General features: G+C 66.6%; 15 protein-coding genes. 5 read left to right on the top strand and 10 right to left on the bottom strand.

The annotated features are described in order from the left end of the window. Positions 1-40: 40 nt before the first annotated feature. Both NLR35_RS21250 and galE read right to left on the bottom strand, forming a co-directional pair. Positions 41-1846, bottom strand: a complete 1806-nt coding sequence (locus tag NLR35_RS21250; RefSeq protein ID WP_257168483.1) for an ABC transporter ATP-binding protein — start codon at positions 1844-1846, stop codon at positions 41-43. A 102-nt stretch (positions 1847-1948) separates the two neighbouring features. Continuing rightward, positions 1949-2962, bottom strand: a complete 1014-nt coding sequence (gene galE, locus NLR35_RS21245) for a UDP-glucose 4-epimerase GalE (RefSeq protein WP_257168482.1) — start codon at positions 2960-2962, stop codon at positions 1949-1951. A 129-nt stretch (positions 2963-3091) separates the two neighbouring features. On the opposite strand from galE, the gene NLR35_RS21240 reads away from it, so the two are divergent. Continuing rightward, positions 3092-4138: a glycosyltransferase family 4 protein gene (locus NLR35_RS21240; RefSeq protein WP_257168481.1), complete on the top strand. Its 1047-nt coding sequence runs from the start codon at positions 3092-3094 to the stop codon at positions 4136-4138. Here NLR35_RS21240 and NLR35_RS21235 read toward each other — a convergent pair. Genes NLR35_RS21235 through waaF form a run of 3 tightly spaced genes read right to left on the bottom strand, consistent with a single transcriptional unit; the run spans position 4120 to position 6366 of the window. Further along, the gene (locus tag NLR35_RS21235; protein WP_257168480.1) at positions 4120-4647 is read right to left on the bottom strand and encodes an HAD family hydrolase; all 528 of its coding nucleotides are present in this window, start codon (positions 4645-4647) and stop codon (positions 4120-4122) included. The two genes, NLR35_RS21240 and NLR35_RS21235, sit on opposite strands and share 19 nt — an antisense overlap. Further along, a complete protein-coding gene (locus tag NLR35_RS21230; RefSeq protein ID WP_308774343.1) occupies positions 4648-5244 on the bottom strand; it encodes a D-sedoheptulose 7-phosphate isomerase in 597 nt (198 codons plus the stop codon). Between the two features lie 57 nt (positions 5245-5301). Next, the gene (gene waaF / locus NLR35_RS21225) at positions 5302-6366 is read right to left on the bottom strand and encodes a lipopolysaccharide heptosyltransferase II (protein ID WP_257168479.1); all 1065 of its coding nucleotides are present in this window, start codon (positions 6364-6366) and stop codon (positions 5302-5304) included. A gap of 147 nt (positions 6367-6513) precedes the next feature. Here waaF and rfaD point away from each other — a divergent pair, with 147 nt between their 5' ends. Genes rfaD through NLR35_RS21205 form a run of 4 tightly spaced genes read left to right on the top strand, consistent with a single transcriptional unit; the run spans position 6514 to position 12195 of the window. Continuing rightward, entirely contained in the window at positions 6514-7494 is a 981-nt protein-coding gene (rfaD, locus tag NLR35_RS21220) for an ADP-glyceromanno-heptose 6-epimerase (RefSeq protein WP_257168478.1), read from the top strand. Between the two features lie 38 nt (positions 7495-7532). Beyond that, positions 7533-9005 carry a D-glycero-beta-D-manno-heptose-7-phosphate kinase gene (gene rfaE1, locus NLR35_RS21215; RefSeq protein WP_257168477.1) on the top strand — a complete coding sequence of 491 codons (1473 nt, stop codon included), beginning with the start codon at positions 7533-7535 and terminating at the stop codon, positions 9003-9005. Beyond that, entirely contained in the window at positions 9002-10285 is a 1284-nt protein-coding gene (locus NLR35_RS21210) for an O-antigen ligase (protein ID WP_257168476.1), read from the top strand. Before rfaE1 ends, NLR35_RS21210 begins: the two co-directional genes overlap by 4 nt. Next, positions 10282-12195: a nucleoside-diphosphate sugar epimerase/dehydratase gene (locus NLR35_RS21205; RefSeq protein ID WP_257168475.1), complete on the top strand. Its 1914-nt coding sequence runs from the start codon at positions 10282-10284 to the stop codon at positions 12193-12195. Before NLR35_RS21210 ends, NLR35_RS21205 begins: the two co-directional genes overlap by 4 nt. A 4-nt stretch (positions 12196-12199) precedes the next feature. Here the strand turns inward: NLR35_RS21205 and NLR35_RS21200 are convergent, their stop codons facing one another. The 5 genes from NLR35_RS21200 to NLR35_RS21180 form a co-directional block, all read right to left on the bottom strand. Beyond that, positions 12200-13201 carry a glycosyltransferase family 4 protein gene (locus NLR35_RS21200; protein ID WP_257168474.1) on the bottom strand — a complete coding sequence of 334 codons (1002 nt, stop codon included), beginning with the start codon at positions 13199-13201 and terminating at the stop codon, positions 12200-12202. Beyond that, a complete protein-coding gene (locus NLR35_RS21195; protein ID WP_257168473.1) occupies positions 13198-14355 on the bottom strand; it encodes a glycosyltransferase family 4 protein in 1158 nt (385 codons plus the stop codon). Before NLR35_RS21195 ends, NLR35_RS21200 begins: the two co-directional genes overlap by 4 nt. A gap of 143 nt (positions 14356-14498) precedes the next feature. Continuing rightward, positions 14499-17042, bottom strand: a complete 2544-nt coding sequence (locus NLR35_RS21190; protein WP_257168472.1) for an NF038122 family metalloprotease — start codon at positions 17040-17042, stop codon at positions 14499-14501. 195 nt (positions 17043-17237) lie between these two features. Then, positions 17238-19349 (bottom strand): TIGR04372 family glycosyltransferase, encoded by a 2112-nt coding sequence (locus NLR35_RS21185; protein ID WP_257168471.1) that lies wholly within the window; start codon positions 19347-19349, stop codon positions 17238-17240. Continuing rightward, positions 19346-20413, bottom strand: a complete 1068-nt coding sequence (locus NLR35_RS21180) for a glycosyltransferase family A protein (protein ID WP_257168470.1) — start codon at positions 20411-20413, stop codon at positions 19346-19348. The genes NLR35_RS21185 and NLR35_RS21180 overlap by 4 nt, the downstream gene beginning before the upstream one ends. Positions 20414-20424: the final 11 nt, after the last annotated feature.

Here is a 20424-nt window from a genome sequence, read left to right as displayed (position 1 = left end):
GGTCTCGATGCGGTGAAATATGCGGGTCAGGATGTCGCGGTCAGGACGTTGCAGTCATGGGGATGACGTTCGGCCCCATGTCGCGCTGTTGCAGGCGGAAGAACGAAGCATAGCGGCCGCCACGGCGCAACAGATCGTCGTGCCGGCCCCGCTCGACGATGTCGCCGGCCTCGACCACCAGGATGGCGTCGGCGTTCATGATGGTGTGCAGGCGATGCGCGATGACGATGGTGGTGCGGTTCTGGCAGAGATGCTCGATCGCCTCCTGCACCTGGCGCTCCGACTCGGAGTCCAGCGCCGCGGTGGCCTCGTCGAGCAGGATGATCGGCGCGTTGCGGATCAGCGCGCGGGCGACCGCGATGCGCTGGCGCTGGCCGCCGGAGAGCTGGGTGCCGTGCTCGCCGACCGGGGTGTCGTAGCCGAGCGGGAAGCCCATGATGAAGTCGTGCGCGCAGGCTGCCTTCGCCGCCTCGATGATCTCGGCCTCGGTCGCTCCCGGTTTGCCGAACGCGATGTTGGCGCGGATGGTGTCGCGGAACAGATAGACGTCCTGGCCGACATAGGCGGTCTGCGCGCGCAGGCTCCGCCGCGATACCGCAGAGATCGACTGGCCGTCGATCAGGATGTCGCCCGCGGTCGGCTCGTAGTAACGCAACAGCAGCGCCAGCACGGTCGACTTGCCGCCGCCGGACGGACCGACCAAAGCGGTGACCTTGCCGGGCTCGGCGACAAAGCTCATGCGGTTCAGCACCGGCTCGTTGTTGCGATAGGCAAAGGCGACGTCGCGCAGCTCGATCTTGGCCTGGCTGAGCTTCAGCGCCGGCTTGTCGTCGTCGGGCTGCTCGCTGGCCGGGCTGTCGACCACTTCGAGCAGCATGCGGGCGCCGACCAGCTGGCTGTTGAGGTCGATGTTGAGCCGCGCCAGCCGCTTCGCCGGCTCGGTCGCCATCAGGAAGGCGATCATGAAGGAGAAGAACTGGCCCGGCGTGGCATCGAGCGCGACCACGGAATAGCCGGCATACATCAGGCAGCCGGCGACGGCGAAGCCGCCGAGCATCTCCATCAGCGGATTGGAGCGGTTGGAGACGCGGGCCATCTTGTTGGCGTTCTGCTCGACGGCCGCGATGTTCGCATCGATGCGCGCGCGCATCGTGTCCTCGAGCGTGAATGCCTTGACGGTGCGGATGCCCTGCAGCGATTCCTGCATGGTCTCCAGGATGTCGGCATTGCCGGTGAACTGGCTGTAGGCGAGGCCCTTGATGCGCTTCACGAGCTTGCGCAGCACCAGCATCGCCGGCGGCACGACGACGAGGCCGAGCAGCGACATCCAGGGATCCTGCAGGACCATCACGGCGATCATGCTGATCAAGGTGACGATATCGCGCCCGACGGCGTTGATCAGCATGCTCAGGATGTCGGTGATCGACTTGGCGCCGGCGGTGAGGCGGGCCAGGAACTCCGAGGAATGGCGCTCGGAGAAGAAGCCGACGCTCTCGTTCATCAGCTTTGCGAACAGCTGCCGCTGATTGTTGGCGAGGATGGCGTTGGAGATCTTGGACAGGATGACGGCGTAGCCGTAGGTGGTCACGCCCTTGACGAACAGCAGCAGCACGGTGACGCCGGAGAGCACGACGATGCCCGGGATGCTCTTCTCGACATAGGCCTTGTTGATGACCTGGCCGAGCACGTAGGTCGCCGCGGCGCTCGCTCCGGCGGCGACCGCCATCAGCGCGAAGGCGGTGAGATAGCGGCGCCAGTAGACGAGGCCCTGTTCCATCACGAGGCGGCGGATCAGGATCGCGGCGCCATAGGGATCGTCGGTGATCTTCTTCGGAAATTCGGCCATTCTGGTCCCTGGCCGCCGGGACAAATCGCCGGGCGGACAAGAGTGCTTGCCCGCTCGGGGCGGCTTTTTCAAGCCCCCCGCATCCCGTGTAAGTCCTTGATTCTAGGCCGAGGCCCGCTGCTCCTGGTCGCTGTGGCGTTCCAGGAACAGTTTCTGCTCCCAGGCGAGCCCGTGGGCGGCGATTGTGTCCAGATCGTCATAGGCGGGCGTCCAGTCGAGCAGCGCCCTGAGACGGCTGGCATCGGCGACCATGCTCATGATGTCGCCGGGGCGGCGCGGTCCGTACTGGATCGGGATCGCGCGGCCGGAGACGCGGCGGACGGCCTCGATGGTTTCGAGCACGGAATAGCCGCGGCCATACCCACAATTCAGCGTGACCGAGCTGCCGCCGGCGCGCAGATAGGCGAGCGCGGCGCGGTGCACCTGGGCGAGGTCGCTGACATGGATGAAATCGCGGATGCAGGTGCCGTCCGGGGTCGGATAGTCGGTGCCGTAGACGTCGATCTTGGCGCGCTGGCCGGTGGCGACCTCCATCGCGATCTTCATCAGATGGGTGGCGCCGACGGTGGCGGAGCCGATGCGGCCAAAAGGATCGGCGCCGGCGACGTTGAAGTAGCGCAGCGCGACATAATTGAGGTCGTGCGCCGCGGCGGTGTCGTGCAGCATGATCTCGGCCATCAGCTTCGACGTGCCGTAGGGCGATGTCGGCCGCGTCGGCGCGGTCTCGGGCACCGGAACCTGGTCCGGATTGCCGTAGACGGCCGCGGTGGAGGAGAAGATGAAGCGGCTGACGCCGCGCTTGACCGCCGCATTCAGCAGGCTGCGCGTGGTCATGGTGTTGTTGCGGTAATACAGCAGCGGATCGCGCACCGATTCCGGCACCACGACCGAGCCCGCGAAATGGATGATGCTGTCGACGCCGTGCTGGCTGATGACGCCGTCGACGAGATTCTCGTCGCCGGCATCGCCGATGAACAGCGGCACGCTGTCGGGCACGAAGCCGGAAAAGCCGGTCGAGAGGTTGTCGATCACCACGACGCTTTCGCCGGCCTCGGCCAGAGCGAGCACCATGTGGCTGCCGACATAGCCGGCGCCGCCAGTGACAAGCACGGTCATTGTTTGACGCGATCCCTGTTTGTTTTGCGGCACACTAACGCCCGCGAAATGAAGGACCGGTTGCGGGCATAGCGAACTGGCGGGCGTGCTTAATGTTGCGTATAGGGAACCGTTAAATTGGAGCGAATGGTGCCAGCCGAGCCGTTTTCCGCCGCAGATCTCGACGTCATCGTGCCGAACCTGCACCGCCGCTATTCCGGCGTGACGGCGACCAATCGCATGGTGGCGCCGAAGCTGGCGAAGCTGGTGCGCGCGGCGTGGCTCGGCAGCTACGCGCCGGAGGGGATCGCGCGGATGCACGCGCGTGATCTGCTCAAGGTCTGGGGCCGGCGGCGGCCGCTGATCTGGCACGCGCGCCGCAATGACGAGATGATCATCGGCGTGATCCTGCGTGCGCTCGGCTGGCCGTTCAAGCTGGTGTTCACCTCGGCCGCGCAGCGCCATCACAGCTGGATCACGCGCTGGCTGATCCGCCGCATGGATGCGATCATCGCCACCAGCGACATCTCGGCGTCCTATCTGAAGCGCGAGGCTGTGGTGATTACGCATGGGGTCGATACGGAGGTGTATCAGCCGCCTGCCGATCGCGGCGCCGCCTTTGCCGAGAGCGGGCTGCCGGGCAAATACGCAATCGGCTGCTTCGGCCGCGTGCGCGCGCAGAAGGGCAGCGACGTGTTTGTCGCCGCGATGTGCCGGCTGCTGCCGCGCTATCCGGAGTTCTCCGCCGTCCTGGTCGGCGCAGTCACGCCCGAGCAGATGCCGTTCGCGAGCGAGCTGAAGAAGCAGATTGCCGCGGCCGGCCTCGACCAGCGCATCGTCATCACCGGCGAGCTCGACATCGCCGAGGTCCAGCGCTGGTATCAGCGCCTGACGATCTACGCCTTCACCTCGCGCAACGAAGGTTTTGGCCTGACCCTGATCGAGGCGATGGCCGCCGGCGCCGCGCTCGTCGCCGCGCGTGCGGGCGCTGCGGAGATCGTGGTCGAGGAGGGCGTCACTGGAAAGCTGGTGCCGCCGGGCGATGTCGATGCGCTGGCCGCAGCGCTCGAGCCGCTGATGCAGGATCCGGCCGCAGCGCGTGCCATGGGTGAGAAGGCGCGGACGCGCGTGGTGGAAAAATTCAGCTTGGAGGCCGAGGCCGAAAAGATTGCGGCGGTCTATCGCGGACTGGTCTGAGCGATGACCTCGGTGACGAACGCATCGAGGTCGCCACCGGAAAACAGGAAGCCGGGCAGGCCGGCCGCTTCGGCTGCTGCGATATCGGAGGCACGGTCGCCGATGACAAAACTGCCCTCGCGCCGGATCGGCCAGTGCTGCATCAGGTCGAGGATCATCCCCGGTGCCGGCTTGCGCCAGGGATGCTCGCGCAGATACTGCTCGACGGAGCCTTCGGTATGGTACGGGCAGTAGCGGATGTCGTCGATGACAGCGCCCTGCGCCGCAAGCTCGGCCCGCATCCACTCATGCAGGCTGAGCACGTCGTCCTCGGTAAAGAGACCGCGCGCCACGCCGGACTGGTTGGTGAACAGGAAGACGTGATACCCGGCCTCGTTCAGCCGCCGGATCGCAGGCGCGACATTCGGCATCCAGCGGATGCGCTCGGGCGAGCCGATGTAGTTGTCGTCATGATTGATGACGCCGTCACGATCGAGAAACGCCGCAGGCTTCAGGGGAGCGGTGGTCATCTAAGTCTCGTCTCGCATCAAGGCCGCCTCGATCGTCTCGCAGATGCCATGGGCGGTCGCGAGGTGGATCTGCTGGATCAGCGGCGTGTCGTCGCTCGGCGCGACCAGCAGCTCATCGCAGAGCTCACCCATTGCGAGGCCCCTGGTGCCGGTGAAGCCGATGGTGACCAGCCCGCGCTCCCGCGCTTTGCGCAGCGCATTGAGGATGCTTGGCGAGCGACCGGAGGTCGAGATCGCCAGCAGCACGTCGCCTCGTGCGCCGAGCCCCTCGACCTGACGGGCGAAGACGTGATCGAAGCCGTAGTCGTTGCCGATCGCGGTCAGCGCCGAGGTGTCGGTGGTTAGCGCGATTGCCGCCCAGGCCGGCCGCTCCTGCTTGTAGCGTCCGACGATCTCGGCGGCGATATGCTGCGCGTCCGCCGCGCTGCCGCCATTGCCGACGAGCAGCAGCTTATGGCCACCGCGCAGCGCCGCGATGATCGTCGCTGCAATCCGCTCGGCGCAGGCGAGCATCGCCGCATCACCGGCGGCCCGCGCCATCGCCGCTTGGGAGCGGGCGAGGTGGCTGGCGATCAGGCTGTCCGGTGCGTGGGTCACGATGGCGGCTCTGGCGGCGATGAGGCCGGTGTATGTGGCGCGCTGCTCCAGCGCAAGCTAGGGCGCGACCGGAATGGCCACGTCGGCCAGCACGCGCTGTGCGATGGCGGCGACATCCGCCGGCGGGATGTCACGCATGCAGCGGTGGTCGTTCATGCGGCAGACCGGGCGGTGGCAGGGCTGGCAGGGCACCTGCGTCTTCGTCTGCACCGTCGCAGCCAAGCCGTTCAGCGGCGCCCAATGGTAGGGGCTTGTGGGGCCGAAGATGCCCATGGTCGGCGTGCCCAGGGCGGCCGCGATGTGCATCAGCCCCGAATCATTGGAAATGGCCACGCCGGCTGCAGCCATGGCCAGGATGCCATTGCGCAGATCGGTTCCAGTGAGGTCGCGGACCGCGGGTCCCCCGGTGGCGACGATCTCGGCCGCCAGCGCCTTCTCGCCGGGACCGCCGACCACCCAGACGTCGAGGCCGGCGTCGAGCAGCAGCCGGGCTGCCTCGCCATAGAACGGCCAGCGCTTGGCGGCCCCGACCGATCCCGGCGCCAGGGCAACCGCCGGGCGGCTGCCGAGGCCGTTGGCCTCGCGCCAGCGCGCGACGTCCTCCTGCGGCACACGAAGCTGCGGCACCGGCCATTCCGGCGGCAGTGGCGCGCCGTCGGGCTGAGCGAGCGCGGCGTTCTTGTCGATGAAGCGCGGCAGCGCCTTCTCGCCCCAGCGCCAGCGATTGAGCAGCCCGAACCTGAACTCGCCGACGAAGCCGACGCGCTCGGGGATGCCGGCCAAAGCGGGCGCCAGGGCCGACTTCCAGGTGCGCGGCATCACCAGCGCGGTTCGATAGTGGCGTTCGCGCAACAGGCTGGCGAGCTGCCACTGTCTGGCAAGCGCCAGCCGGCTCCGCGGCAGGTCCCAGACCAGGCCGGAACGGACGCCCGGCATGTAATCGACCAGCGGCGCGCACAGCGAAGTCACCAGCAGGTCGACGGGGCGATTCGGCCAGCGCTCCTTGAGCACCCGCACCACCGTATGGCCGCGGACAAAGTCGCCGATCCACATATAGGGGATGATCAGGATCGGGCTGGTGTCGTCAGCGTCCACCGTGACCTTGGTCGAATTCGAATTCATTCTTTGACTGCCTGGCTCCGGCGCGCTGGTAGCCGCTCGACCGCCGCAGGTAAAGTGGGCCTGACCCGGCCATCACCAAAGCGCTTACACTTTGCCGCCGCATGCGCTACGCGAAGGCCGGGTTTCGGGATCAGGACGGGTTACGGAATGTTGCTGGTGACCGGCGGCGCCGGGTTTATCGGATCGAATCTGGTGGCGGCGCTGAACGACGCCGGCCGCACCGACGTCGTCGTCTGCGACACGCTCGGCAGCGAGGGCAAGTGGCGCAACCTGGCCAAGCGGCAGCTGGCCGATGTCGTGCCGCCATCCGATCTGGACGCCTGGCTGAAGGGCCGCAGGCTCGATGCCGTCCTTCACATGGGCGCGATCTCCGCGACCACGGTGGTCGACGGCGATCTCGTGATAGAGCGCAATTTTCGGAGTTCCTTGCGCCTGCTCGACTGGTGCACGGCGAACCTGACGCCGTTCATCTACGCCTCCTCGGCGGCAACCTATGGCGACGGCGCGCAGGGCTTCGTCGATGATCCCTCGCTTACGGCGCTCAAGACGCTGCGGCCGATGAACCTCTATGGCTGGAGCAAGCATCTGTTCGATATGGCGATTGCCGCACGCGCCGAGCGCGGCGAGCGGTTGCCGCCGCAATATGCCGGCTTGAAGTTCTTCAACGTGTTCGGTCCCAACGAGTACCACAAGGGATCGATGATGAGCGTGCTGACGCGCCGTTTCGACGACATCAAGGCCGGGCACACCCTGCAGCTGTTCAAGTCGCACCGCGAAGGCATCGCCGACGGCGACCAGCGCCGCGATTTCATCTATGTCGACGACGTCGTGCGCGTGATGCTGTGGCTGTTGGCCTCGCCGTCGGTCTCCGGCCTGTTCAATGTCGGCACGGGGCAGGCGCGCAGCTTCAAGGACATGATGCTGGCGGCCTATGCCACGCTCGGAGCCACGCCGCGGATCGCGTATGTCGACATGCCCGAATCGATTCGCGGCAGCTACCAGTACTTCACCCAGAGCCATGTCGACCGCCTGCTGGCCGCCGGCTACAACGGCGGCTTCACGCCGCTCGAGGATGCGGTGGCCTCCTATGTCCGAGACTATCTCGATTCCGCCGACCGCTTCCGTTAGACGATTTGGTTCCGACCACTGCACCGAGACTGCCGCTGATGTTCGACTTTGACGATCTCTCGCAAGCGATCGCCCGCCAGACGGTGCTGTGCGTCGGCGACCTCATGCTGGACGAGTTCGTCTATGGCGAGGTATCGCGGATTTCGCCGGAGGCGCCGGCGCCGGTCATCGCGGTTCGTCGCAGCGAGACCAATATCGGCGGCGCCGGCAATGTCGCGCGCAACATCGCCGCGCTTGGCGCCCGCTGCATCTTCGTCGGCCTGGTCGGGCAGGATACGGCCGGTGATCAGCTCGAGGCCGAGCTTGCGAAGGTCGACGGCATCGAGCCGGTGCTGGTGCGCGATCCCTCGCGGCCGACGACGCGCAAGGTCCGTTTCGTTTCCGAGCATTTCTCGACGCACATGCTGCGCGCGGATTGGGAGCGCGCCGCCCCGGCATCTGAGGAGATCGAGCAGACGCTGATCGCGGCCATCCTGCCGCTGATCGTCCGCGCCGACATCGTGCTGCTGTCCGACTACGCCAAGGGCGTGCTGACGGCGCGCGTGCTGCGCAACGTGATCGATGCTGCGCGCAAGGCCGGCAAGCGCGTGATCGTCGATCCCAAGAGTGCCAATCTCGCGATCTATCGCGGCGCCAGTGTACTGACGCCCAACCGCAAGGAGTTTTCGGAGGCCACCCGCAGCCGCGCCGAGACCGAGCAGGAGATCGCGGTGGCCGCGCGGGATGCGATCTATCTCGCCGATTGCGAAGCGATCCTGGTGACGCAGAGCGAGCGGGGCATGACCTTGGTGCCGCGCCAGGGCGATCCGGTCCATGTGCCGGCCTATCCGGTGAAGGTGCGCGACGTCTCCGGAGCGGGCGACACGGTCGTCGCCGTGCTGGCGTCGGCGCTCGCCGCCGGTGCAGCCTGGGAAGACGCCTTGCGGATGGCGAGCGCAGCCGCGGCGGTGGCTGTCAGCAAGCAGGGCACGGCCAGCGTCACCTCGGCTGAGCTGCGCCGCAAGATCCTGCCGCATGCCTATCGGGCGGCCGAGGAGAAGATCATCGAAAGCGATGGCGATCTCGCGGACCGCATCGCCGCGTGGCGCGCGGAGGGGCTGCGCATCGGCTTCACCAATGGCTGCTTCGACATTCTTCATCCGGGCCATGTGAAGGTGTTGACGGCGGCGCGGGCCGCCTGCGACCGGCTGGTGGTCGGACTGAACAGCGATGCCTCGGTGAAACGGTTGAAGGGCGAGAGCCGTCCGGTGCAGGACGAGCGCGCCCGCGCTGAGGTCTTGGCCGCGTTGGAGGCCGTGGATCTGGTTGCGATCTTCGCTGAGGATACGCCGCTGCGGCTGATCGAGCTGGTCCGGCCGAGCGTGCTGGTCAAGGGCGGCGACTACACGCGCGAGCAGGTGGTCGGCCACGACGTCGTCGAGGCCTGCGGTGGCGAGGTGCTCCTGATCGACATCTTGAAGGGACACAGCACGACCGCGCTGGTGGACCGTGCCCGGAGCGATCAGCGATGAGCGCGCTCGCAGGTCATCCCGGCCCGGCGCTGCTGGCTCGCCGCTGGCGCGACCCCGCGGCGTGGCGGACCACCGTGGACGTCGTAGCGGTTCTCCTGGCGGCCTCGCTGCCATGGTCGACATCGCTGGTGTCGATCCTCGGCGTCGTGATGCTGATCACCATGGTGCCGTTTCTCGACCTTGATCGTTTGCTGAAGATCCTGAAGCAGCCGATCTCGCTGGCGCCGATTGCGTTGTTCGTGCTGGCGCTGGTCGGAACCTTGTGGTCGGACGCGGCCTGGGGTGCGCGCCTCTACGCTGTCGGGCCAGCCGCGAAACTAATGGTGCTGCCGGCACTGCTCTATCACTTCCAGCGCTCCGAGCGCGGCCTGTGGGTGTTCACGGCTTTTCTCGCGTCATGCGTTCTGATGGTGGTGATGTCCACGGCGGTCGCGTTCAATCCGGCCTTGGCGCTGAAGGCGAACGCCGACCGCGGCATCTTCGTGAAGAACTACATCGACCAGGGCCAGGAATTCTCGCTCTGCGCGGTGGCGCTGGCCTATCCGATCGCGCAGCTCTTGCGCGCCCGTCGCTGGGTGCCGGCCGGCATTCTCACCGCGATCATGATCGCGTTCCTCGCCAACATGATCTTCATCGTGGTGTCGCGCACGGCGCTGGTCACGATCCCGATCCTGCTCGCGGTGTTCGGCCTGATCCATCTGAAATGGCGGGCCAACCTCATGATTGCCGTCACGGCCGTCGTGATCGGCCTGGCCGCATGGTCGGTCTCGCCGCAACTGCAGCAGAAGGTGTCGACGTTCACGCAGCAATATCAGGATTACCGGAACGACCGCGGCGTCACCTCGATCGGTGAGCGGCTGGAGTTCTGGCGGAAATCGCTGCACTTCTTCGCGGATGCGCCGCTGATCGGGCACGGTTCGGGCTCGACCCGGCACTTGTTCGAGCTGGCCGCGAGCGGCCGCACGGATCTCGCCGCCGGCACCGTGGTCGGCAATCCGCATAATCAGACGCTCAATGTCGCCGTTCAGTGGGGCACGCTCGGCGTGGTTATCCTCTACGCAATGTGGGCGGTGCATCTGCTGCTGTTCCGCGGCGACGGCCTCGTGCCCTGGATCGGCCTGCTCGTGGTGGTGCAGAACATCTTCACCTCGCTGTTCAACTCTCACATCTTCGATTTCCACGAGGGGTGGATGTATGTGATCGGCGTCGGCGTGGCCGGCGGCATGGTGCTGCGATCACGGACGAAGCCCGACGCGGAGCAGGGGGCCGTCACACCATGACGCGCCTGTCGCAACTCAATTCGCGCAATCTGCTGATCGCGGCGCATGACCTCCTGGCCAGCATCGTCGCGCTGTTCGCGGCGTTCTACATCCGTTTCGAGGGCGCCAGCACGTTCTGGGACCGGGTCCCGCTGCTGCTGCAGATCGTGCCCTACTTCATCGCCTTCAGCTTCGTCGTCTTCTACTTTTCCAATCTGCTGACCACGAAGTGGCGCTTCACCTCGCTGCCGGATGCGCTCAACATCGTGCGCGTCGCGACCGTGCTGGCGCTCGCTTTCCTGGTGCTCGACTACATCATCGTCGCGCCCAATGTGCGCGGCACGTTCTTCTTCGGCAAGCTCACGATCATCCTGTTCTGGTTCCTGGAGATCTTCGCGCTCAGCACGCTGCGCTTCGCCTATCGCTATTTCCGCTACACGCGAGTGCGCCGCCACGCGCGATCCGACGATGCCGCGCCGGCGCTCTTGATCGGCCGCGCCGCCGATGCCGAGGTCGTGCTGCGCGGCATCGAGAGCGGCGCTGTGAAGCGGATCTGGCCGATCGGCATTCTCTCGCCGTCGACGGCCGACCGGGGCCAGCTGATCCGCGGCGTTCCCGTTCTCGGCGGCATCGACGACGTTGAGGACGTCGCGGCCGATTTTGCCCGGCGTGACCGGCCGATCGCGCGCGCGCTGATGATGCCCACCGCGTTCGAGCCGGATTGTCATCCGGAGACCTTCCTGATGCGCGCGCGCCGGCTGCGCCTGATCGTCAGCCGGCTGCCGTCATTGGAGAGTGGCGACGCACCGCGGCTCACGCCGGTCGCGGTCGAGGATCTGCTGCTGCGGCCGAGCCACAAGATCGATTATGGCCGGCTGGAAGCGCTGGTGCGCGGCAAGCCCGTGGTCGTCACCGGCGGCGGCGGCTCGATCGGCGCCGAGATCTGCCAGCGCGTCGTCGCGTTCGGTGCGGCGCGGCTGCTCATTCTGGAGAATTCCGAGCCCGCGCTCTATGCGATCACCGAGGCGCTGGCAGCCGATCCGGAGGCGAATGTCGCCGTCGAGGGCCGGATCGCCGATATCAGAGATCGCGACCGGGTGTTCGCGCTGATCGGCGAGTTCAAGCCGGATCTGGTGTTTCACGCTGCTGCGCTGAAGCATGTGCCGATCCTCGAGCGCGACTGGAGCGAGGGCGTCAAGACCAACATCTTCGGCTCGATCAACGTCGCCGACGCCGCAGTGGCCGCGGGCGCCGAGGCGATGGTGATGATCTCGACCGACAAGGCGATCGAGCCGGTGTCGATGCTCGGTCTCACCAAGCGCTTCGCCGAGATGTACTGCCAGGCGCTCGACCGGCAGCTCGCCGAGCGGCCGGTCGGCCGGCCGCCGATGCGGCTGATTTCCGTGCGGTTCGGCAACGTGCTGGCCTCGAACGGCTCTGTCGTGCCGAAGTTCAAGGCGCAGATCGAAGCCGGCGGTCCCGTCACCGTGACCCATCCGGACATGGTGCGCTACTTCATGACCATCCGCGAGGCCTGCGACCTCGTCATCACCGCGGCCTCGCATGCGCTGGCGCCGCAGCGGCCGGATGTCTCGGTCTATGTGCTCAACATGGGCCAGCCCGTGCGCATCGTCGAGCTCGCCGAGCGCATGATCCGCCTGTCCGGCCTGCAGCCGGGCTACGACGTCGAGATCAAGTTCACCGGCATTCGCCCGGGCGAACGTCTGAACGAGATCCTGTTCGCGAGCGAGGAGCCGCCGGTCGAGATCGGCGTGGCCGGGATCATGGCTGCTACGCCGAACGAGCCGCCAATGCCGACGCTGAAGGCATGGATCGCGGCGCTCGATCAGGCGATCGGGCGCAATGATCCCGTCACGATCAAGTCGGTGCTGAAGGATGCGGTGCCGGAGTTCGGCTCGAGCGCGGCCTGAGCCTTCAATGCCGTGGCTGTGAGAAGCGGCTCAATACCCAGGTGACGGCGCCGAGACCGAAGACGAGCAGGATGGCGTCGGCTGCCAGCGACCGCAGTGCGACGGAGAGGACGGCGAGGACCGCAAGCGCGATGTTGAGGATGAACACCTCGCTGACGACCCGGGAGACGGTGAAGCCGTTGTCGGTGGCTCGCTGATAGAAATGCGTGCGGTGCGCCGCCCAGAACGGCTCGCGCCGCGCCATTCGCCGCAGCAGGGTGAAGGTGGCGTCGACCAGATAGTACAGCGGCAGCAGCAGCGCGGCGGCGACGTATCCCTGCCAGGCGAGATGCAGCAGGCTCCAGCCGAGCAGTAGCCCGATCGGCAGGCTGCCCACGTCGCCGAGAAAGACTTTTGCGACAGGCCGGTTGAAGGGCGCGAAGCCGAGCAAGGCGCCGCATAGCGCGGCCGCGATGGCCGTTGCCGGCCATGGCAGCTCACCCGAGAGCCCGAACAGGACGAGCGTCGCCGTGATCGGCACCGCCTCGGCCACGGTCATCAGGTCGAGCCCGTCCATGAAGTTGACGAGGTTGACGAACCACAGGCCCGCGATCAGCAGCAGCGTGCGCTCGACCGCCGGCGGGATCGGAAACAGCCTGAGATCGTCAGGCGCGGTGAAGACGACGAGGCCGACCGCGAGACCTTGCAGGAGGAAGCGCGGCAGCACGGGGATCGGCCTGATGTCGTCGACCAGGCCGACCAGCCCCAGCATCGGCACGGCGATGAACAGCATGGTCAGCGGCGCAAAGCCCAGCACGGATGCAAAGGCGCCACCGACCACGAGCGTCGCGCCGACCACGGCAATGCCGGCGCCCTGCGGCGTCGGGATCTTGTGTGAGGAGCGCGCATTGGGCCGCGCCAGCGCGTAGCGCTGCAGCAGCGGGCGCAGCAGCACGATCGCCACTGCGCACATCGCGGCGGCGAGCAGGGCGATGAGGGCGGCATTCGCGGCCGATGTGGCGATCATCGGCGGGCGCCCGCGGCCGAGGTGAGGCGGTCATACAGCGCGACCACCGAGCGGCCGATGATCCTGGCCGAGAGCTTGTCCTCGACGAGCTGCCGGGCGGCCGCGCCATAGCGCGCGCGGAGCTCGGGCGAGTCCGCCAGCTGCGTCATGGCCTGCGCCAGGGCCGTCGCGTCCTCGACCGGCACCGAGAGCCCGGTCTGGCCGTGGATCGCGATCTCGCGGCAGCCGGGCGCATCGGTCGAGACCAGCGGCCGGCCGCAAGCGGCAGCTTCCAGCAGGCTGACGGGAAGCCCTTCCCGATGCGACGGCAGCACCGCGATGTGGCAGCGCCGCCAGAGCTCGGAGATGTCCTTGATCTGACCGAGCAGGGTGATGCCCGGCTCGTTGCGCCAGGCTTCCATCTCCTCGGCGGACACCGAGGCCGGGTTGGCCGGATCGGGCGAGCCGGCGATCAGCAGCTGATCGTCGCGGCCCTGCCGGCGCAGCATCCGGTGGGCGGCCACCAGCGCGCGGATGCCCTTGTCGGTCAGCAGGCGCCCGGCGAAGCCGAAGGTGATCGGCCCGTCCGGCTCGGGCAGCGGCTGGAAGCGGTCGGTGTCCACGCCGGAGCCCGGGATCAGCGTGATCTTGTCGGCACGGACGCCCATCGCCTGGAGCGCGTCGCGATCATCCGGATTCTGCACCAGCACGCAGCTCGGCGCCCGGTTCATCAGCCGTGGCAGCAGCCACAGCAGGCCCTGCTTCAGCAGGCGCGAGCGCCAGCTCGACGACGTGAAGATGTAGCCCATGCCGGTCATGGCGTTGACGACCGGCGTGGCTTGGCCGAGTGCGGCGAGCGAGCCGAGCACGCTGGCCTGCAGTCCCGAATGATGCACGACGTCGGGCTGGATCGCCGTTGCCACGGCACGGATCGCGCCGACTGTGGGCATGGCCGATGATGGCGACAGCCCGCCGCGGCGGAACGGGATCGGATGCAGCACGAAGCGCTCCGCCGCGATCGCGGCGGCGCCCGCGTTGACGTTGGTCGCGACATGCACCTCATAGCCAGCATCGCGCGCCGCACGCGCCATCGGCAGCCGGTGCATCAGGAAGGCGAAATCCTCATTGGCCACGTAGAGCAGGCGGCGGGGCTTGGCAGAAGGGGACGGGGGCATGAATTCACGGTCTCGGGCGTCAGGGCGCCGTATAGGCCAAGAGCCGCCGCCGCGCGAGTCGTGTCGTCGTCACCGCCCCACCCGACCTCGGGGACGGGCCTTGGCCCCGGCGCTTCTGCAACCAAATGGCCGCAGCCGACAATTCAGACCAGGTGGAAGCTCGACAGATGCGACAGCAGCTCGGCCGTCGATACATGCTGGATCGTGATCGCGCCCTGCGCCGCATCGGCGATGACGGCATTGCCAGCTGCATTGTCGTGGATCGCGGCCTGCAGGGCCGACGGGTCGGCGAAGATGCTATGGTCGAACACGATCTTGTCGGTGCCGAGGGTGAAGTCGGCGACGCTCACCTGGCCGAAATGCGCGGCGAACAGGAAGCCGTCATGACCTTGCAGCGACACCGGCTGTGATGCCGGGCCGGCGAGCGAAGTCGGCGCGCCGGAGATCAGGATTCCGTCCTGTCCGTCATCTGCGAAGTGAAAATTGTCCTGCGCCGGCAGGCCGACAAAGTGCAGCGATGCGCTGTTGGTCCCATCGGTCACTGACAGCAGCCCGTTCGCGCCGTCGAACTGGGTGTGCAGCGATGCGAAGGTGACGCCTTTCAGGTCGATCTGGCCGACGGCAGTGCCGAAACCGGCGATATTGCCGCTGAAACTCGTCGTCACGATCACCGTGTTGCCGCTCGAGCCAGCCTCGCTGGAAGGCGGGCTCGCGACGGCGGCGGCCACCGCCGGGCTCACCGAACTCGGAAATCCGATGACGCCATCTCCGTTGAGATCCTGATGGAAGATCGTCTCGAAGGATTTCACGGTTGACGTCGTGCCATCGACGAGGCCGCTCAAGTTCGAGCCGTAGTTGCCGTCGGCGTCCGTCGCCCAGAACGTAAACTGGCTCGTTCCCGGAATTTTCCAGGCGACGTCGAATCCGCTGGCCGTCTTGATCGCGCCAATCGGTGCAATCGTTCCGAACTGCCCGACCGTCACCGGCGCACCGCCGTATTTCAGCTGCGGGCCGGTGCCGTTCACGTACATGTAGTATGTATCGGCGATACGCAGCAGATTGGTGTTGTCGTTCGTCTGCACCAGGGATGCGGTCACGCCGATGGTGCCATCGCCGTTGAAATCCTGGCCGAAGGTCGCCTCCATCGATTCGGTGGCGAAGCTGCTGCCTGAGACTAGGCCTACGATGTTGCCGCTGTAATTGCCGTTGGTGTCGGTCGTCCAGAATGTGAACTGACCCGTCGCCGAGTCCTTCCACGCGACATCGAAGCCGCTTGAAGTCTGGATCGCCGCGATCGGCGAAATCGTTCCGAACTGGCCGACCGTGTACTGGCTTCCGCCATACTTCAATTGAGGACCGGAGCCGTTGACGTACATATAGTAGCCATTGGCAATCTGCAGCAGGCTCGTGTTGCCATTGGAGTGCACCAGCGATGCGGTGACCCCGATGGTCCCGTCGTTATTGAAGTCTTGCCCGAAGGTCGATTCCAGCAATTCCGAGGTGAGGCTGTTTCCGGAAACGAGTCCTGAGAGGTTGGAGGTGTAGTTGCCGTTCGTATCCGTGGTCCAGAACGTGAACTGATTAGTTCCTGCAATTTGCCAGGCGACGTCATAACCTGAGCCCGTCTTGACGGCTCCGATCGGGGCGATGCTGCCGAACTGGCCGGCGTAATAGACTGAGCCTCCATATTTCAGCGTCGGTCCCACGCCGTTCGAAGCGCTGTTCAGATAGTATGAATTTCCAACCAGCGTCAGGCTCGTATCGCCGTTCGTCCGGATGATGGTTCCCGAGGATCCGACCAGATGAAAGCCGAGCGCGACCATCTGCTTGAGGTCGACGGTGGTCAGCGTCTGCAGCGTGCTTCCGGTGTAAAACTCGTTGAAGGGGTCGTTGCCGCCCTGCACGCCGCTGTTCAGAAAGTCGCTCGGATCCGACGACTGGCCGTAGTCGCCGAGCTTGGTATAGCCGCCGTCGAGCGAGAAATAGGCCGTCGACGCGGTCGCGCCCCCGGTCATCAGGCGGACGCCCGGGCTGGAGAAGCGGTAGAAGTCGAAGATGTCGGGCTGTGGTCCGTAGGGAACGCGGCCGAAGGCGTGGGTCAGCTCGTGCAGCGCGACGCCGACCAGCAGGCTTGGATTGATGTCGGTGGCGAAGGTCGCGCTGCCGTCGTCGGTGGTCGAGTCATTGGCGCCGAGGCCGCCCCACAGCTTCAGCTGCGTGTTCCAAACGGCGACGAGGTTTTGCCCCTGGAGGCTGGATCCCGAGGGCAGGGCGTTGAAGGTGCTATCGCCGGGGCTTGCGTTGTTGATCAGGTCGGAGCGGACGCTGGAATAGCTCATCCACTGGCCGCCGTCGGGACCCGCGGCGGCGCCGCCGCCCGTGCCGCTGTAGTCGATCTTGAGATTGACGGTGATGTGATCCGAAATCGCCGAGGTGAGGATCGCGGCAGCCTGCTGAATGCCGGCACGGAAGCTGGCCGGCGCGTTCATGGCTGCGGTGTCCCACAGCAGATTGATCGTCAATCCGGCCGAGCCGACCGCCGTGACAGCGCTGATGCCGGCGAAAGTGCCCTGTGCAACGATGGCTTCGACGGCTTCCTGGGGAAGCTCGATGGGAGGGAGCGACGACGAACCGGTTTCCAGGTCGAGCGCGTCTGAGGTGGTGGAGCCCTGTAACTGCCCTGACATGGTCTCAGTCCCAGCTAGTCGCCTCAACGGAGCATGGATCGCCGATGTCGATTCGGAATCGACCTGATTCGCGATCCTGCGAACCCTACCTATCAGGCGGATCGTCTTGCACGAAGGTTAATGGGATCTGTGAGGCGCCGGGAAACTACCGGCCCAGGCGGGCGTGGGCGCAGAACGAACGAAATTCCTGCCTGCTCAGTCCAGCAATTCCGGCAGTCGGTTCAGGAACGCCGGGACGGGTAGCGAAGCACCGAAATTATAGGGATTGTCGCTGAGCGCTGCGCGATAGCGATCCAACAGCGGGCCGCCCTTGCGCAACGACTGGCCGGTTCCGTCCAGGCAATCGAGCTTGTAGCGAATGGCGGCCGTGATGTCGTCAGCGGTATTGGCGTGAATCTCGAGCCCGTGACGCGCCAGCACGGCGGTGTCGATCAGCAGGGCCTGCAGCGGCTGACGGTAGGTTTCGCGCAGTGACAGATAGCGCCGGGCACGTCGGTCGTAGACCGGACGTACCGTGAAGTCGGTGCGCTCGTGCCAGAACTGGCTGTCGTTGGAGATACAGTTGACCAGCAGCATCGGTGTTCCCAGCGCCTGCACGGCGGTGGTCAGGCCCGAGGTCGTCCCAACGAACAGGCGGGCGGCGGCGCAAAGATAGAGATCCATCTCCGCCGACTTGATGTCGCTGTGCGCGTAGTCGAAGACGCCGGCCATGTCACGCAGCGGCGTCATGCTGCGGTCGCCGAGTCGGACCACGGCGCCGCCGCGCGCGGTGACGGCAGCAATCGCGTCCAGGTAGTCGCCGACATTGGCGGAGCGATGCTGGCGCGTCGTGCCGGGCCCGTCGCCGTGGTAGCCGCCCTCGCGGATGTGGATCGCGACGAACCAGCCGGCGGTCACGCCCGCGGCGCGCAGCCTGGCCGCGCCTTGGTCCATCAGCTCTGCTGGAACCGTCACGATCGGCCCGCGCTGCTGCTCGGCCCAGGCCACCTGCGCCCGCGACGCCGCGTGGGCCCACGGCTCAGCCAGGCCATCCGTGCCGCGCACCGCGATGAACTGATCGCCGACCAGGCGCTGATAGGGCATGAGATCATCGACGAGGGCATGGTCTTCGATGATCGTGACATGCGGATCGAACAGCCTGAGGAAGGGCTGGTTGACCACCTTGCCTGGCGGGGCGAGCAGCACGTAGTTGGCGCGCGGCAGCATACCGAGCGCGGCCATGCGGAGGTGGCAATCGATGAAGCCGACATGGCCGATCAGAGTCACCCATTCATAGCCGAGCAGCCGGACCGGAAGCGCAGGATCGAAGATCCGGCTGGTGGCGGCAATGCGCTGGATCAGCGGCTGCGGAATCGACCATTTGCGCGCCAGCGCATCCTGGTGATCAAGCGCCGCCTGGTAGCTGCGGAACGTGTCGTCGTAACGGCCCTGGTGATAGAAGTTCTCGCCGAGCTGGATCAGGTTGTCGTAGATCAGGAGCTCGCCGGCATTCTCCAGCTCCCATGTGCTGGGCGTGTAGGTCGAGGGATCGTAGCCGCCGGCGTAGTTCTGGTGCGCCATGACCGAGCGCGGATCGCGTTCGACGGAAGCCTTGAAGCATGCGGCCGCACGGACGTGATCGCCGGCCAGGGCATGGACGGCGCCGAGCTTGCGCAAAGCGTTGCCGTCGCCCGAGGCCGCGGCGGCCGTCAGGAAATGCGCCGCAACTGCAAGATTGCCGCGATACATGTGGGCGACGCCGACTGCGAAATTGATCGCGAAGCTGTCGATCGCCTCCGGTTGCGGAACCTCGCGGACGATGCGGTCATAGGCGCTGCACAGCGCCAGGGTGGTGAAATAGGCCTGCGCACCGACACCAGCCCGCGCGCGGACGTTGCTGCGGAAGATCAGGTTCAAGAGCCGCACGGCGCGCAGGGCGCTCGGCTTGCGGCTGGCGGCGAGATGAACCTGCGCCGCGGCGGCCAGCGTCGTCGACGTCAGCCGGGCCAGCAGTGTGCCGATGAACGTGCCGCGTTCGAGCTGCTTGTCCATCCATTGCAGCAGCCGGGCGCCGGCCGGCGCAACGATGAGCCTGCTGTCGAGCAGGTTTGCGGCGCGGGTGGTCAGTGGCAGCAATTGCCGGCGCCGCGCGCTCAGGAACGCGTAGAGACGAAACGCCGATGTCGTCAGCCACGTCCGCGGCGACCAGCGGCTTTGCGTCGCCTGCCGCGGTGGCTGCGTGGTTGGGGCGGCCGGGGTCGGCGCAGGAGCCCGCTGCTGCTTGCCAAGGCGATGCCGCAGAGAGCCGAAGGGAGCACGAGCCGTCATGGCGCGCGATAGCCTGGCGTGGCGGACAAGATCGCCCGTCGGGCTGTGGTCTGGGCGAGCAGGCGCGTCAGCGACATCGGCCGGGTCCGCAAGGTGATCCATGCCAGCGCGGCAAGGCGGCCGCTGGCGCCTGAGCTCAGTAGCAGCCGCAGCAGGTACGTATCGAACGCGTTGCCGTCGAGCAACGCAGTTACGCGCGCAGCCTTGGTGGACGGTGCGCTCTCGCCGCCCAGCACCATCCGCGCTGCGCCGAAGCGATTGCGCCGTGCGAAGATGTCGTCATAGCCATCGGGAAACAGCTTGTTCTGCGCAATCAGCGCGCCGATATCGGCGAGCTTGGCGTTGAGCGATGCGGGGTCGGTCGCCGTAGCGGTCGAGTAGTTCTGGCCGTGAATGCGCCAGTAGCCCAGCGCCTCCGCGATGAAGTAGCAGCCGTAGGTCAAGGCCAGCCGGCGCGCGAGAAATGCGTCCGAGAACGAGCCGAGCTTGACGTCGAAGCCGCCGAGCGCCTGCAAGGCCGTGCGGCGATAGAGCGATGTGGTGCCGGAGAAATAATTGTCGCCAAAGCGCAGCGCCTGGCGAATGTCGGCCGGCGCCAGCATCGCCGATGCCGGAGCCGGCAGCATCACCGGTCGCAGCATCCGCTTCGCGGATGGTCCCTTCGGGCCGATGATCTCGCAGCAGGCGACGATGAGGCCGGCGTCCGGATGCTGGGTCGCCTGCGCCATCGCCTTTTCGAGATAGGTCGGATGCAGCGCATCGTCGGCGCCGAGAAAGCCGATCCAGTCGGTGTCCGTGCCGGCCAGCGCCTCGTTCTGGCCGCGCACGACGCCCTGGTTGGTCTCGTGGCGGATCAACCGCCAGCTCGGCCTGTCCGCCAGGAAGCGTTCGATGACCGCAATACTGTCATCGGTCGAGCAATCGTCGATGATGATGACGCGGTCCGGCGCGCGGGTCTGATTGGCGATGCTGCCGAGCGACTCCGGCAGGTAGTGGGCGTGGTTGAAGTTGGGGACGACCAGGGTCACGGTCGGGGAGGCGGCGCTGGCGATCGTCGTGGTCATGGTTCAGCGCG

Origin of the sequence: Bradyrhizobium sp. SRS-191, assembly GCF_024586915.1 — a bacterium.
GTDB lineage: Bacteria > Pseudomonadota > Alphaproteobacteria > Rhizobiales > Xanthobacteraceae > Bradyrhizobium.
This window is presented reverse-complemented; position numbering and strand designations above follow the sequence as displayed.

Excerpts from the sequence above, each read along its gene's own strand:
- NLR35_RS21250 (WP_257168483.1), bottom strand. The coding sequence starts at position 1,846 with ATGGCCGAATTTCCGAAGAAGATCACCGACGATCCCTATGGCGCCGCG.
- galE (WP_257168482.1), bottom strand. The coding sequence starts at position 2,962 with ATGACCGTGCTTGTCACTGGCGGCGCCGGCTATGTCGGCAGCCACATG.
- NLR35_RS21235 (WP_257168480.1), bottom strand. The coding sequence starts at position 4,647 with ATGACCACCGCTCCCCTGAAGCCTGCGGCGTTTCTCGATCGTGACGGC.
- waaF (WP_257168479.1), bottom strand. The coding sequence starts at position 6,366 with ATGAATTCGAATTCGACCAAGGTCACGGTGGACGCTGACGACACCAGC.
- rfaD (WP_257168478.1), top strand. The coding sequence starts at position 6,514 with ATGTTGCTGGTGACCGGCGGCGCCGGGTTTATCGGATCGAATCTGGTG.
- rfaE1 (WP_257168477.1), top strand. The coding sequence starts at position 7,533 with ATGTTCGACTTTGACGATCTCTCGCAAGCGATCGCCCGCCAGACGGTG.
- NLR35_RS21210 (WP_257168476.1), top strand. The coding sequence starts at position 9,002 with ATGAGCGCGCTCGCAGGTCATCCCGGCCCGGCGCTGCTGGCTCGCCGC.
- NLR35_RS21205 (WP_257168475.1), top strand. The coding sequence starts at position 10,282 with ATGACGCGCCTGTCGCAACTCAATTCGCGCAATCTGCTGATCGCGGCG.
- NLR35_RS21200 (WP_257168474.1), bottom strand. The coding sequence starts at position 13,201 with ATGATCGCCACATCGGCCGCGAATGCCGCCCTCATCGCCCTGCTCGCC.
- NLR35_RS21195 (WP_257168473.1), bottom strand. The coding sequence starts at position 14,355 with ATGCCCCCGTCCCCTTCTGCCAAGCCCCGCCGCCTGCTCTACGTGGCC.
- NLR35_RS21190 (WP_257168472.1), bottom strand. The coding sequence starts at position 17,042 with ATGTCAGGGCAGTTACAGGGCTCCACCACCTCAGACGCGCTCGACCTG.
- NLR35_RS21185 (WP_257168471.1), bottom strand. The coding sequence starts at position 19,349 with ATGACGGCTCGTGCTCCCTTCGGCTCTCTGCGGCATCGCCTTGGCAAG.
- NLR35_RS21180 (WP_257168470.1), bottom strand. The coding sequence starts at position 20,413 with ATGACCACGACGATCGCCAGCGCCGCCTCCCCGACCGTGACCCTGGTC.